The 13,026-nt window shown below is 47.8% G+C and carries 14 protein-coding genes; 9 read left to right on the top strand and 5 right to left on the bottom strand.

Annotation, left to right across the window (positions count from 1 at the left end; genetic code table 11):
* Nucleotides 1–28: 28 nt before the first annotated feature.
* Nucleotides 29–1,321: an adenylosuccinate synthase gene (locus M1D90_RS00200; protein ID WP_020453621.1), complete on the bottom strand. Its 1,293-nt coding sequence runs from the start codon at nt 1,319–1,321 to the stop codon at nt 29–31.
* A 265-nt stretch (nt 1,322–1,586) separates the two neighbouring features.
* On the opposite strand from M1D90_RS00200, the gene M1D90_RS00195 reads away from it, so the two are divergent.
* Nucleotides 1,587–1,853 carry a holin gene (locus tag M1D90_RS00195; RefSeq protein WP_020453622.1) on the top strand — a complete coding sequence of 89 codons (267 nt, stop codon included), beginning with the start codon at nt 1,587–1,589 and terminating at the stop codon, nt 1,851–1,853.
* 17 nt (nt 1,854–1,870) lie between these two features.
* Here the strand turns inward: M1D90_RS00195 and dnaB are convergent, their stop codons facing one another.
* Nucleotides 1,871–3,235 carry a replicative DNA helicase gene (gene dnaB / locus M1D90_RS00190; protein WP_020453623.1) on the bottom strand — a complete coding sequence of 455 codons (1,365 nt, stop codon included), beginning with the start codon at nt 3,233–3,235 and terminating at the stop codon, nt 1,871–1,873.
* Nucleotides 3,236–3,418: 183 nt separating this feature from the next.
* Between dnaB and M1D90_RS00185 the strand changes: the two genes are divergently transcribed.
* Complete coding sequence (locus tag M1D90_RS00185; RefSeq protein WP_020453624.1) at nt 3,419–3,616, top strand: DUF2188 domain-containing protein; 198 nt, start codon at nt 3,419–3,421, stop codon at nt 3,614–3,616.
* A gap of 33 nt (nt 3,617–3,649) precedes the next feature.
* On the opposite strand, the gene M1D90_RS00180 is transcribed toward M1D90_RS00185, so the two are convergent.
* The gene (locus M1D90_RS00180) at nt 3,650–3,877 is read right to left on the bottom strand and encodes a hypothetical protein (protein ID WP_371268723.1); all 228 of its coding nucleotides are present in this window, start codon (nt 3,875–3,877) and stop codon (nt 3,650–3,652) included.
* Between the two features lie 133 nt (nt 3,878–4,010).
* Here M1D90_RS00180 and M1D90_RS00175 point away from each other — a divergent pair, with 133 nt between their 5' ends.
* The 7 genes from M1D90_RS00175 (at nt 4,011) to nagE (ending at nt 10,548) form a co-directional block, all read left to right on the top strand.
* A complete protein-coding gene (locus M1D90_RS00175) occupies nt 4,011–4,163 on the top strand; it encodes a YycC family protein (protein WP_020453626.1) in 153 nt (50 codons plus the stop codon).
* 57 nt (nt 4,164–4,220) lie between these two features.
* Nucleotides 4,221–5,426 carry a CynX/NimT family MFS transporter gene (locus tag M1D90_RS00170; protein WP_020453627.1) on the top strand — a complete coding sequence of 402 codons (1,206 nt, stop codon included), beginning with the start codon at nt 4,221–4,223 and terminating at the stop codon, nt 5,424–5,426.
* Between the two features lie 131 nt (nt 5,427–5,557).
* Nucleotides 5,558–6,808, top strand: a complete 1,251-nt coding sequence (nagA, locus tag M1D90_RS00165; RefSeq protein ID WP_145608525.1) for an N-acetylglucosamine-6-phosphate deacetylase — start codon at nt 5,558–5,560, stop codon at nt 6,806–6,808.
* A complete protein-coding gene (gene nagB / locus M1D90_RS00160) occupies nt 6,805–7,551 on the top strand; it encodes a glucosamine-6-phosphate deaminase (protein WP_025810495.1) in 747 nt (248 codons plus the stop codon). Before nagA ends, nagB begins: the two co-directional genes overlap by 4 nt.
* Nucleotides 7,548–8,279: a GntR family transcriptional regulator gene (locus tag M1D90_RS00155; RefSeq protein ID WP_020453630.1), complete on the top strand. Its 732-nt coding sequence runs from the start codon at nt 7,548–7,550 to the stop codon at nt 8,277–8,279. The genes nagB and M1D90_RS00155 overlap by 4 nt, the downstream gene beginning before the upstream one ends.
* On the top strand, nt 8,276–9,172 hold the full coding sequence (gene murQ / locus M1D90_RS00150) for an N-acetylmuramic acid 6-phosphate etherase (protein WP_020453631.1): 897 nt from the start codon (nt 8,276–8,278) through the stop codon (nt 9,170–9,172). Before M1D90_RS00155 ends, murQ begins: the two co-directional genes overlap by 4 nt.
* Before the next feature lie 2 nt (nt 9,173–9,174).
* On the top strand, nt 9,175–10,548 hold the full coding sequence (nagE, locus tag M1D90_RS00145; RefSeq protein ID WP_023856808.1) for an N-acetylglucosamine-specific PTS transporter subunit IIBC: 1,374 nt from the start codon (nt 9,175–9,177) through the stop codon (nt 10,546–10,548).
* 44 nt (nt 10,549–10,592) lie between these two features.
* Here the strand turns inward: nagE and rplI are convergent, their stop codons facing one another.
* On the bottom strand, nt 10,593–11,042 hold the full coding sequence (gene rplI / locus M1D90_RS00140; RefSeq protein ID WP_020453633.1) for a 50S ribosomal protein L9: 450 nt from the start codon (nt 11,040–11,042) through the stop codon (nt 10,593–10,595).
* Complete coding sequence (locus tag M1D90_RS00135) at nt 11,039–13,021, bottom strand: DHH family phosphoesterase (RefSeq protein WP_020453634.1); 1,983 nt, start codon at nt 13,019–13,021, stop codon at nt 11,039–11,041. Before M1D90_RS00135 ends, rplI begins: the two co-directional genes overlap by 4 nt.
* Nucleotides 13,022–13,026 lie beyond the last annotated feature (5 nt).

The raw sequence follows: 13,026 nt of genomic DNA, 5'->3' as shown, positions 1-13,026 counted from the left end.
CTGCGAACTGCAGAGGCTCTTCTGGAATTTAGTTCGGACGATAAACGCTTCTCACCACATTTGTTTGAGAGCGGTCAGGACCGACTGAGAAAATAGAAAGCGGAATGCCTGTCAGCTGAGAAACTCGCTCTAGATAATGGCGGGCATTTTCAGGCAGATCGCTCAAGCTTTTCGCTCCTGTGATATCTTCTGTCCAGCCCGGCATTTCTTCATAGACAGGCTCACATTCAGCGAGCGCTTTTAAGCTTGCCGGGAACTCTTCGAGGATCTCGCCGCGGTATTTGTAAGCGACACAGATTTTCAATGTTTCAATACCGGTCAATACGTCAATTGAATTTAATGAAAGGTCGGTAATTCCGCTGACGCGGCGGGCATGGCGGACAACCACGCTGTCAAACCAGCCGACGCGGCGCGGGCGCCCTGTAGTTGTTCCGTATTCGCGGCCGACCTCACGGATTTGGTCTCCGATCTCATTGTTCAGCTCTGTCGGGAACGGCCCGTCTCCGACACGCGTTGTGTAAGCTTTCGATACACCAACGACATGCTGGATTTTTGTCGGTCCCACACCTGAGCCGATCGTTACGCCGCCGGCGACAGGGTTTGAAGATGTAACAAACGGATATGTTCCTTGGTCGATATCAAGCATAACCCCTTGCGCCCCTTCGAATAAGACGCGGCGGCCGTCATCAAGCGCGTCGTTTAAGACGACGGACGTGTCGCAGACATATTGTTTGATCTGCTGGCCGTACTCATAGTATTCGTCTAAAATGTCTTCTATTTTAAATCCTTCCGCATCGTACATTTTTTCCAGCAGACGGTTTTTTTCTTCTAAATTGCGGGCGAGCTTTTCTTCAAAGACTTCTCTATCCAGCAGATCGGCGATGCGGATTCCGACGCGAGCGGCTTTGTCCATATAAGCCGGGCCGATTCCTTTTTTCGTCGTGCCGATTTTATTGGCCCCTTTCCGCTCTTCTTCGACCGCATCAAGCTTTAAATGATACGGCAGAATGACATGGGCCCTGTTGGAGATTCTCAAGTTGTCCGTGCTGACGTTCCGCTCATGAAGATAAGCCAGCTCCGTCACCAATGCTTTCGGATCAACAACCATTCCGTTGCCGATCACACACGTTTTATCCTTATAAAAAATACCGGATGGAATCAAATGCAGTTTGTACGTTACCCCGTTGAATTTAATTGTATGTCCTGCGTTATTTCCGCCTTGGTACCGTGCGATTACCTCTGCGTTTTCGGAAAGAAAATCGGTGATTTTGCCTTTTCCTTCGTCACCCCACTGCGTACCTACAACAACTACTGAAGACATATCCGTGCACCTCCGTTAACCTTTTCAAACGATATCAATATCAAACACATTCAGTTTATCAGTGTCATCCCGCAAAGTCAATCGTAAATCCGAACATTAATTTTAACACCAAACACATTTGTTCGTTATTATAAAGCAAATTTCATATATTTTCTTTTTAATAGACAGTCTGTAAGTCAAATCTTAAAAATAAGCGTTTTTCTTGGACAAAGACACATAAAAAACCGGCAACACAAATATTCAATAAGTAAGGAGGGAGATGCCGATGGAGACGGTATTAATTTTTGCATCTGTTTTATCGCCGATTATTTTGGCGCTGGTCGAATTGGTGAAGAAGACGTTCAAGGTGCCGAAAAACTTGATTCCGCTCGTTTCACTCTTGATAGGTTTGCTGATCGGGGCCGCAGCATATCCTTTTACAGACCTTGAACTCGTGCTCCGTTTATGGTCCGGAGGACTTGCCGGATTAACCGCAACGGGGTTATTTGAAATCGGTAAAAACCGCAATGCAAGAAAAAAGAAAAATCCCTGAGAGCATGTCTCAGGGATTTAAGCACCAGGCGCAACACCTGCGTCATCAAACCGGCGTTCCAGGTTGACGAACTTATTGTATTCTTTTACAAAAGCGAGTGAGACGGTCCCGACCGGGCCGTTCCTTTGTTTTGCAATAATGATTTCAATGATGTTTTTATTCTCAGATTCTTTGTCATAGTAATCATCGCGGTACAGGAACGCAACGATATCGGCGTCCTGCTCGATACTTCCCGATTCCCGGATGTCCGACATCATCGGACGCTTGTCCTGACGCTGCTCGACGCCGCGGGAAAGCTGTGAAAGGGCGATGACCGGAACTTCAAGCTCCCTCGCCAGCGCTTTCAGTGCACGGGATATTTCCGACACTTCCTGCTGACGGTTGTCACTTGATCTGCCGCTTCCTTGGATAAGCTGCAGGTAGTCGATCAAAATCATGCCGAGGCCGTTCTCCTGCTTTAACCGTCTGCACTTGGAACGGATTTCGCTGACGCGGATCCCCGGTGTATCATCGATGAAAATACCGCTGTTTGATAAGCTTCCCATCGCCATTGTCAGCTTGCCCCAATCTTCTTCCGTCAGGTTTCCGGTCCGGAGATTCTGGGCGTTGATGTTGCCTTCCGCACAGAGCATCCGCATGACCAGCTGTTCGGCGCCCATCTCAAGGCTGAAGATCGCGACGCTTTCATCGGTTTTAGTCGCCACGTTTTGGGCGATGTTTAAGGCAAAAGCAGTTTTACCGACTGACGGACGGGCGGCTACGATGATCAAATCGTTTCTTTGAAAGCCCGCCGTCATTCGGTCAAGCTCGGTAAAACCTGTCGGGATCCCGGTAATGTCCCCTTTTCTGTTGTGGAGCTGTTCGATATTATCGTAAGTTTGAACGAGCACATCTTTAATATTTTGAAAGGCCCCGGAGTTTTTGCGCTGGGCGACTTCCATAATCGTTTTTTCTGCTTCGCTTAAGAGGTCTTCGACTTCATCCTCCCTTGTATATCCGTCTTGAGCAATCGTCGTTGCCGTACGGATCAAGCGGCGGAGAATCGATTTTTCTTCCACGATTTTCGCATAATACTCTATATTAGCCGCAGTCGGCACAGAATTTGCAATATCCGTCAAATAAGAAATACCGCCAACCTCTTCCAAAAGGTCCGTGTTCGCAAGCTCTGATGTCACCGTCACCAGGTCTACAGGCTCGCCGCGGTCTCCAAGAACAAGCATGGCGTTATATATTTTTTGGTGCGACATTCTGTAAAAATCATCTGGAATCAAGACTTCTGACGCCAAAGTTAAAGCTGATGGTTCTAAAAAAACAGCACCTAACACGGCCTGTTCGGCTTCGATATTTTGCGGCGGCAGCCTGTCATTCAGAAGATCTGTCATGTTAAGCACCGTCCTCCCATTTAAAAATAATCCAACGTCTATTTTACCATTTTTACAGAAAAAAAGTAGACTCGCTTTTTGTAGAAATATTTTCATAGAAAGGGAGAACGGCAATGAGGATGTTTGCTCCCCTGATTTATCCGGGAAAACAAATCAATAACATGTTTGGGGAGGTTGTTTTTCATGAAGGTCTATATGGTGACACCAAATGCCGAGACGGACGGATGGTTTTTGAAACTGGAAGATACGGCGCCTGTTGAGCTTTATGACACAAGGACAGAGGCCGTAGAAAAAGGAGAAGAGATGGCGAAAGAGAATCGTCCTGCGAAGCTTGTCATCTATGACCGGCAGGACAACAAAGAAGACGAACGGTCTTATTAAACACCTCGGCCGAGGTGTTTTTTTATTCCACTATTAATCCAGCCGGCTGTTCCAATTGTTTTTCAAAAGCATGCTGACCATCAAATCGGTCGCATGTTGGTACAAATCCCATTCTTCATAGGCCGCAAATTTCATCCGCAGCGTTTGCAGCACATTGCGCATATCTTTGTATTCTTCAAATGTGTAAAGCCCTTTCGCTCTGATCTGCTGTTCATACAATTTCTTTTTCAGCACAGATAATGTCGAATTCAAGACGATCACCTCCTCTTTATTTATATCGCTTTTTTCTTTTTCTTCCAACTCACTTGTCATATGATGTTACAATATATATCGGAGTCAATATTCACTGTTGCGTACTCTGTACGCTGGGGTACAATATAAAATGGAGGACTTTATGAAACCTTTACAAATATCTGCCGAAACGGCGCAAAAACTTTCGGAAAGCTTAAATCTTCCTCTTGAACAAATCATGCATATGCCGCAGCATATCCTGCTTGCGAAAATTGCCGAAATTCAGAAGCAAGATCAAAAAAGTAACCTTGGATGATGTTCCGGGTTTCTTTTTCATGTCACTTTTCCACCTGAAAGCAAAGGAGAATACAGCATGCATTACATTGACGCTCGACGCCCCCGTTTGAACAATATCTTATTGATTGCAGGAATCATATTTATCGCTTTTAATTTAAGACCGGCTATTACATCTGTCGGGCCATTGATCAGTTCGATCCGCTCGGATATGGATTTGACGAACGGCATGGCCGGCTTCTTGACGACGCTGCCGCTGTTATCTTTCGCCGTCCTGTCCCCCATCGCCCCTAAGCTCGGACAGAAGCTGGGCAATGAGAGAACCCTCTGGGTCGGATTGGTCATCTTATTGATCGGGATTTTGCTGCGCTCTTACGGAGAAGCTTTCACACTATTTGCGGGAACCGCATTGATCGGAGTCGGCATCGCCATCTCCAATGTGCTCTTGCCCAGCCTGATCAAACATAAATTTCCTGACAAAGCGGGAATTATGACAAGTTACTATACGACAGCCATGTCGATTTTTGCGGCGCTCGCCTCAGGGATCAGCATTCCGCTGTCGCACGGTTTAGCGTGGGGATGGAGCGCATCGCTTATGGTCTGGGCCGGTCTCGCGTTTGTTGCGATTTTGATCTGGGTTCCCCAGCTCCGCTATCATGATACGGGAAACCGTACGGTCAGCTTAAAGACGGACGGCCAAACGGTCTGGCGCTCGAAAATCGCCTGGCAGGTCACATTCTTTATGGGCATACAGTCGTTCTTGTTTTACTGCACGATCGCCTGGCTGCCTGAAATTCTCCGTTCGCATGGGATGAGCATGTCACTTGCCGGCTGGATGCTGTCGCTGATGCAGTTTGCCAGCCTCCCGTCGACATTTTTGACTCCGGTTCTTGCCGGGCGGTTCCGAAACCAAAAAAGCATCGTGCTGGCCCTTGGCATCCTATACTTGGCGGGAATGTCAGGGCTATTGTACGGAGGCAATACAGCGATGCTGACGCTGTGGGTCATTTTAATCGGAATCGGACAAGGATCCAGCATCAGTTTAGCCTTGACTTTAATCGGGCTGAGAAGCGAAAATGCCGATCAAGCAGCGGCATTATCAGGAATGTCGCAATCAGCCGGATATTTGCTGGCAGCGATTGGTCCAAGCTTTGTCGGTTTTCTTTACGATCACATGCACTCATGGAACGGACCGATTTTACTGTTCATCGGTGCGCTGGTCGCTTTAATCGGTGCAGGACTCGGTGCGGGAAGAAATCAATATATTTATGCTAAAGCAGCATAACGAAGCCGGCAGATAAGCCGGCTTTTTTTTGGAACATAACCTGACAACACAGCGGCTAAATGAAGTGTGATGCTGTATGATCAGATTTGACAAAAATAATTCTCTTAATGGTCTAGACAACTAGAGTTGTAATGTTCTATACTGATGATAACGTTTTCAAGAAAGGACTTTTGACTGTGAAAACCAACCCATCCCAACGCTATATGTTTAAACATCTTCATATTTACAGTGAAAATGGAATGATAGAAGACGGATTTCTTCTGACGAACGGGGGAAAAATCGAGGCTTACGGACCAATGACTGATATTCCCGCTTCTGCCGCAACAGCAGAACAACTGACATTTCCGGAGAACTTCAAAGTGCTGCCGGGCATGATTGATGTTCATATTCACGGAGCAAACGGCGCAGATGTCATGGACGGAACAGCCGAGGCTTTGGAAACAATGGCCGAAGCCCTGCCGAAAGAAGGAACGACAAGCTTCCTGGCGACGACGATGACCCAGGATAAAGCCACGATCGAGCATGCGCTGGCAAACGTTCACCGCTATAAGGAAGCAGGCGGCCAGCCCGGGACCGCCGAAGTATTAGGCGTTCACTTAGAAGGCCCTTTTATTTCAAAGAAACGGTGCGGCGCCCAGCCGCCGGATGATATTATCCCGCCGGATCTTTCGTTATTTAAAGAATGGCAGCGCATCTCCGGGAATAACATTAAATTAGTCACACTTGCGCCAGAGCTGGAAGGGTCTTTGGAACTAATTTCCTTTTTGGAAAAAACAGGTGTCACGGCTTCCGCCGGCCACTCCGACGCCGGACTCAAAGAAATGGCAGACGGGATTAAGGCCGGCATCTCCCATGTCACCCATTTGTTCAACGGCATGCGGGGGCTGCACCATCGCGAGCCGGGGACGGCCGGAAGCGCCCTTCTGCATGATGAACTGAAGGCCGAAGTCATAGCCGACGGCATTCATGTTCACCCTGCGGTCGTCAAGCTGGCATTTCAGCAAAAACAGAAAGAAGGCATCATTTTAATTACGGATGCCATGCGCGCAAAATGCTTAAAAAATGGAACCTATACATTAGGCGGACAGGAGGTGTTCGTGAAAGGCGAAAAAGCCGTCTTAGAGGATGGTACGCTTGCCGGCAGCATCTTGAAGATGAACCAGGCTGCTCTGAACATGATGGATTTTACAGGATGTTCACTCGAAGATATCGTGTACATGACAGCGGTCAATCCCGCCAAGCAGCTTCATGTGTTTGACCGAAAAGGCAGCATACGAAGCGGGAAAGATGCCGATTTAATCATTTTAAATGAAAAAAATGAAGTTGTGATGACGCTTTGCAAAGGCGTGATTGCTTTCAGCAAAAGGGAGGTTTCACCATGAAAATCATTGAAGCTAAAGATTATCAGGACATGAGCCAAACGGCCGCCCGACTCATCATCGAGAAAGTAAACCGCTTATCTGCGCCTGTTCTCGGCCTTGCAACCGGAGGAACGCCTCTCGGCACATATCAGGTTTTAAGGGAAGATCATGCGCATAACAAAACGACTTACAAGCACGTCTATACCGTTAACTTAGACGAGTATGTCGGCGTTTCTCCGGATCATGAAAACAGCTATACATTCTATATGAAAAAACAGCTTTTCGATCACATTGACATTCCGCTCAGCCATACCCATCTTCCGGACGGAATGGCTTGTGACCTGGACGCTGAATGTAGCCGCTATGAAGCGCTGATCGAGCGGCTTGGAGGCATTGATCTCCAAGTGCTCGGCCTCGGCTTGAACGGCCACATCGGATTTAACGAACCGGGCACCCCATTTTCATCGAAAACGCATACAGTCGAACTGACACAATCAACGAAAGAAGCCAATGCCCGTTATTTTGATTCTTATGACGCCGTCCCGTCGCAAGCCATAACGATGGGCATTTCCACGATCATGAAAAGCAAGCAGATCCTGCTGCTCGTTTCAGGAGAGAAAAAAGCGGGCATCCTGGCGAAGCTTCTCAGTGAAGAACCAAATGAAGACACGCCCGCTTCTGTCTTAAAAACACACCAGAACGTCGTCATCATAGCGGACAGCGATGCTTTATCAATCGTGAAAGAAAGGGGTATGGCCTTTTGATCAAAAAAGATTCCCACATTCCGATTTACTATCAGATTGAGACCGAGATTAAAAAGCTTGCAGAAACAAAAGATTTGAAGCCCGGCGACCTCATTCCTTCTGAAAGAGAGTTTGCAGAAAAATATGAGGTAAGCAGGATGACCGTCCGGCAGGCAGTCAACAATCTCGTCAATGAAGGCATCCTCGTCCGACAGCGGGGAAAAGGAACATTTATTGCCGAGCCTAAAATTGAGCAGCCTCTCAAAGGATTGACAAGCTTTTCCGAGGACATGAAATCAAGAGGCATGAGACCCGGCACAAAAATGCTCGGCTTCGGCGTCATCCCGTGTGACCAGAGCACAGCGCGCAAACTGGAGATACATGAAGGGGCTTCCGTCTATGAAGTCAAACGAATCCGTCTCGCCGATGACATCCCGATGGCTTATGAAATCTCCTATTTGCCCGCCGACCTTATCAACGGCCTGACAGAAGACATTATGAGCGCATCTTTGTATGACTATGTCGAAAATACGCTCTCCCTTACGATTGACCGAGCCGCACAAACACTCGAGCCGGCGATTGCCTCTCCGGCAGAGAGCGAGCCCCTCGACATCGAGGAAGGCGCACCCGTCCTGCTCATCGAACGTTTGAGCTATTTGGACGACGGCAGACCGTTTGAAGTGGTCAAATCCGTTTACAGAGGCGACCGCTATAAATTCGTCATCGATATGAAGAGGGAAGAACAATGAAGAAGACAGAGGACACGAACGACAAAAGCAAAGCACTTGATGAAATGAATGCTTTAGATATCGTCACCTTGATGAATGAGGAAGACTATACAGTCCCTCGCGCCATTACGCCCTGCCTTCCCCTGATCGCCGAGGCGGCGGATACGATTGTCAGCCGTTTTAAGCAAGGCGGAAGAGTGTTTACAGCTGGCGCCGGCACAAGCGGCAGAATCGCAGTCCTTGATGCCGCAGAACTCTCGCCGACATTCTCTATTGACGAAAGCCGTTGGACCGGCCTGATCGCAGGCGGATATGACGCGATGTGGACGCCTCTTGAAGAAAATGAAGATGACCATGAAAAAATCGTCGCCGAACTGAAAGCGCAATCATTCTCGGAAGATGACGTCTTAATCGGCGTCACAGCTAGCGGCTCGACACCTTATGTCCTTGGCGCTTTATCCTATGCCAAACAGCTCGGAGCCGCGTCTGTTTCGATCAGCTGCAACGCGGATACAGAAGCGGGCAAATTAAGCGATATCGCAATTGAGGTGCAAACAGGACCGGAAATTATCCGCGGTTCAACGCGGCTGAAAGCAGGAACCGCTCAGAAGATGATCTTGAACATGCTGTCAACAGCTGCAATGGCGAGGCTTGGCCGCGTCTACCAAAACGAGATGGTGAATATGAGACTGCTCAATCAAAAATTGGCCGGGCGAGCTGTCACCATTCTGATGAATACCACCGGATTATCACAGAATGAGGCCCAGCAAGCTTTAAAAGAAAGCGGCAATGACATCAAGGCAGCGATCTTTATGGTGTTGACAAACGGAACACTTGAAGATGCCCGCCGCTGTTTATCCCATGAAAATGGACATTTGAAAAAAGCGATTCAATATTACCGAAAGGGGTTTTAACTATGTTGGGATTTCTTCAAAATATCGGCCGCGCGCTCATGCTGCCGATTGCCGTTCTTCCTGCTGCGGGCCTCCTGCTCGCCTTGGGAAGAGAAGACCTGTTAAACATTCCGTTTATCGCCGCTTCAGGACAATCGATTCTTGACCAACTGCCGATCATCTTTGCGATAGGCGTTGCAATCGGTTTGTCAAAAGATGGCCACGGGGCCGCCGCACTATCCGGAGCCATCGGTTATTTTGTCCTGACAGGCGGCTTAGCAGCCATCAATGAGAACCTGAACATGGGCGTTCTCGGTGGAATTATTTCAGGTGTAGTCGCCGCCGTCATGTATAACCGCTTTAAAGATGCAAAACTGCCTGACTGGCTCGGGTTTTTCGGCGGAAAACGAAGCGTTCCGATTATGACAGCCTTCTGTTCCATTATTCTTGCAGGGATTTTCGGCTTCGTCTGGATTTACGCACAGCAGGCCATTGACGCCATTGGCGGCTGGATTATCCATGCTGGGGCATTGGGAGTCGGCATATTCGGTCTTTTAAACAGACTGCTCCTGCCGCTCGGCCTTCATCACATTTTAAACAATATGGTTTGGATGGTCTTTGGAGAATTTGCAGGCAAAACGGGTGACATGAACCGGTTCTTTGCCGGAGATCCAAGCGCCGGCGCCTTTATGACAGGGTTCTTCCCGATCATGATGTTCGGTCTTCCTGCGGCATGTCTGGCAATGATCGCGGCCGCGAAAAAGCATCGCCGCAAAGCAACGGCCGGATTGCTGATCGGATTGGCGTTCACATCATTTTTAACAGGTATCACGGAGCCGATTGAGTTCACATTCATGTTTTTATCGCCGCTTCTCTTCGGTATTCACGCCTTGTTAACCGCAAGCGCCATGACCGTGACCAATATGCTCGGTATCCACCACGGCTTTACCTTTTCAGCCGGGACGATCGACTACCTTTTAAACTTTGGAATCGCCACAAAGCCGCTGCTTTTGCTGCCGCTCGGTCTTGTATACGGCATTATTTATTTCATCATCTTTTATTTCCTGATTACGAAGCTCAATTTGAAAACGCCTGGACGAGAGGAGGACGATGACCAGGAAAACACACCTGTCAGCCCTGACACAGGATCGTCCAAATACGATACCCTTGCGGACAAATACATCGAAGCGCTTGGCGGAAAAGAAAACATCGAGACGCTGAACAATTGTGTAACCCGCCTCCGTCTCAAGGTCCGCGATGCTTCCAAACTGGATGAAAGCGCGATGAAAGCCATGGGAGCAAAAGGATTCGTGAAGCTTAATCAGCACGATGTACAGGTGATCATCGGTACAGACGTTGAATTCTTGGCCAATGAAATGAGAAAACGCACTGAATAAAAGATAAGCCCCTTCTGCACTTTGCATGAAGGGGCTTTGTTATTTTATGATTGCTCTTTCACGTGAACTTTCAGTGTTGCTTGTACTTCTGGATGGAGTTTCACGGGAACATTTGTATATCCCAATGAGCGAATCGCATCGTTTAATTCGATTTTACGTTTGTCGATTTTTAACTGGTGGCTTTTTTGCAGCGCGTCCGCGATTTGTTTGCTTGTCACGGAGCCGAATAGACGGCCGCCTTCTCCGGACTTGGCTGAAAGTTCCACCGTGATGTCCTCAAGTTGTTTTTTCAGCTCTTTCGCATGTTTCAGTTCTTCAGCCGCTTCTTTCTTCTCTTTTTTCTTCTGGCCTTCAAGCGCGCTGATATTGGATGATGTCGCTTCAACAGCCAGCCCTTTTTTGATCAAAAAGTTGTGCGCGTATCCATCCGCTACATTTTTTACTTCGCCTTTTTTCCCTTTGCCTTTAACATCCTGTAAGAAAATTACCTTCATTTCTGAATGCCTCCTTCGAAATACTCGTCAATCGCTTCTTTCAGTCGGCGGAGCGTTTCTTCAACCGTGATATCGGTCAGCTGTGTCGCGGCATTGGTTAAATGACCGCCGCCCTCGAGCGCTTCCATGATGATTTGAACATTCACTTCGCCGAGCGACCTCGCACTGATGCATACCGTATTCTCGTCTCTTCTCGCCACAGCAAATGACGCTTCGACATCACTCATGGACAGAAGAGAATCCGCGGCTTGCGCAATGATAACCTGGTCAAAATATTCGTCCGCCTCATCGTCCGGCAGCGATGCGATGGCGATGCCGTTTTGATAGAAAACGGTATGCTGAATCAGCTTCGCCCTTTTAATATAATGATCGGCTGTTTCTTTTAAAAACTTTTGCACCAATACGGTGTCAGCGCCTTTTGCGCGCAAATATGACGCCGCATCGAACGTACGGGAACCGGTGCGCAGCGAGAAGCTCTTCGTATCGACAATAATCCCGGCCAAAAGGGCTGTTGCTTCGATCATGTTAATTTTTAAGCGCTTCGGCTGGTACTCGAGCAGCTCTGTCACAAGCTCCGCTGTAGATGAAGCGTACGGCTCCATATAGACGAGCAGCGGGTCTTTAATAAACTCTTCCCCTCTTCTATGATGATCGATAACGACGATATTTTCAATTTTATTGACCAGCCTTTCTTCAATGACAAAGGAAGGCTTATGTGTATCAACGATCACGAGCAGCGTGTCGTCTTTCGCAATCTCAAGCGCCTCTTCCGGCGTAATAAACCTGGACCACAGTTCTTCGTATTTTTTAATTTCCCCGATCAGTCTTTGAACGCTTGAACCGATCTGATTGGAGTCGATCACGACAAAACCGTCTTTGCCGTTTGCTTGTGCGACCTTCAAAATCCCGATGGCTGATCCAATCGAATCCATATCGGGAAACTTATGACCCATGATAATCACATTGCTGCTTTCAGAGACAATCTCCTTGAGAGCGTGTGAAATGACCCGGGCTCTGACGCGCGTCCGTTTTTCCATCGGATTCGTCTTGCCGCCGTAAAACTTCACTTTCCCGTTCGGCTGCTTGATTGCCACCTGATCTCCTCCGCGTCCCAGAGCCAAGTCAAGGCTGGATTGCGCCAAGTCGCCGAGCTCTTTCAATGATGCAACAGATGCACCGATTCCGATGCTTAACGTCAAGGAGATCGTATGAACGGATGTCTTCTCCCGAACTTCATCAAGGATCGAAAACTTTGATGCTTCAAGCTCGCTTAATATGTGTTCGTTTAATACTCCGATAAACCGCTCAGAGGAAACCCGTTTTAAGAAAATGCCGTACTCTTGGGCCCACTGGTTCAAAAGCGATGTCACTTCACTGTTTATCGAGCTTCTTGTCTGGTCATCAAGCCCTTGTGTCACATCATCGTAATTATCGAGAAAGATGTAGGCAAGGACCGTTCTTTCATTTTCGTATTGTCTCTCAATCTGCGTCTGCTCTGTGACATCGAAGAAATAAAGCAGCTTTTCTTCCCGTTTGATAACCACATTAAATTTCCGCTCATTCAGCGTAATCGTTTCTGTGTCCACTTCCTGCTTAATCAAAGGGACGACAGATTCACAAGTATCATAAAGCGACCTGCCGACGAGCGTATTTTCATTAAAGCATGACGCCATAAAAGGATTGGCCCACTCGATATAGTACTGATCGTTAAACAGCATGATCCCGATCGGCATTTCGAGCAGCGCCTCTTCCCCGACTTTTTTCAGACGGTAAGACAGCGTCGATATATAATCGTCCAGCTCTTTTCTGATTTGGGAGTCCGCCCGTCTCAAAAAGTACAATATGACACCCAGAATCAGAACGCCGGCCGCTCCTGCCACCCAATTAAAATAAATGTTGATGAGGACAGAAATGATTGTGACGACGATTAAAGAATATATGGGGTAACGAAATAACGGTTTTTCATAAAAACTTGGCACTCAAA

The organism is Bacillus sp. JZ34 (assembly GCF_053903205.1).
Note: the sequence above shows the minus strand (reverse complement) of the source record. Positions and strands in the feature narration are given on the sequence as shown.

Bases quoted from the DNA above. Each gene is read 5' to 3' on its own strand.
- dnaB (WP_020453623.1), bottom strand. From the start codon at position 3,235: ATGACAGATCTTCTGAATGACAGGCTGCCGCCGCAAAATATCGAAGCC.
- M1D90_RS00195 (WP_020453622.1), top strand. From the start codon at position 1,587: ATGGAGACGGTATTAATTTTTGCATCTGTTTTATCGCCGATTATTTTG.
- M1D90_RS00175 (WP_020453626.1), top strand. From the start codon at position 4,011: ATGAAACCTTTACAAATATCTGCCGAAACGGCGCAAAAACTTTCGGAA.
- M1D90_RS00170 (WP_020453627.1), top strand. From the start codon at position 4,221: ATGCATTACATTGACGCTCGACGCCCCCGTTTGAACAATATCTTATTG.
- nagE (WP_023856808.1), top strand. From the start codon at position 9,175: ATGTTGGGATTTCTTCAAAATATCGGCCGCGCGCTCATGCTGCCGATT.
- murQ (WP_020453631.1), top strand. From the start codon at position 8,276: ATGAAGAAGACAGAGGACACGAACGACAAAAGCAAAGCACTTGATGAA.
- nagA (WP_145608525.1), top strand. From the start codon at position 5,558: ATGTTCTATACTGATGATAACGTTTTCAAGAAAGGACTTTTGACTGTG.
- rplI (WP_020453633.1), bottom strand. From the start codon at position 11,042: ATGAAGGTAATTTTCTTACAGGATGTTAAAGGCAAAGGGAAAAAAGGC.
- M1D90_RS00200 (WP_020453621.1), bottom strand. From the start codon at position 1,321: ATGTCTTCAGTAGTTGTTGTAGGTACGCAGTGGGGTGACGAAGGAAAA.
- M1D90_RS00185 (WP_020453624.1), top strand. From the start codon at position 3,419: ATGAAGGTCTATATGGTGACACCAAATGCCGAGACGGACGGATGGTTT.
- nagB (WP_025810495.1), top strand. From the start codon at position 6,805: ATGAAAATCATTGAAGCTAAAGATTATCAGGACATGAGCCAAACGGCC.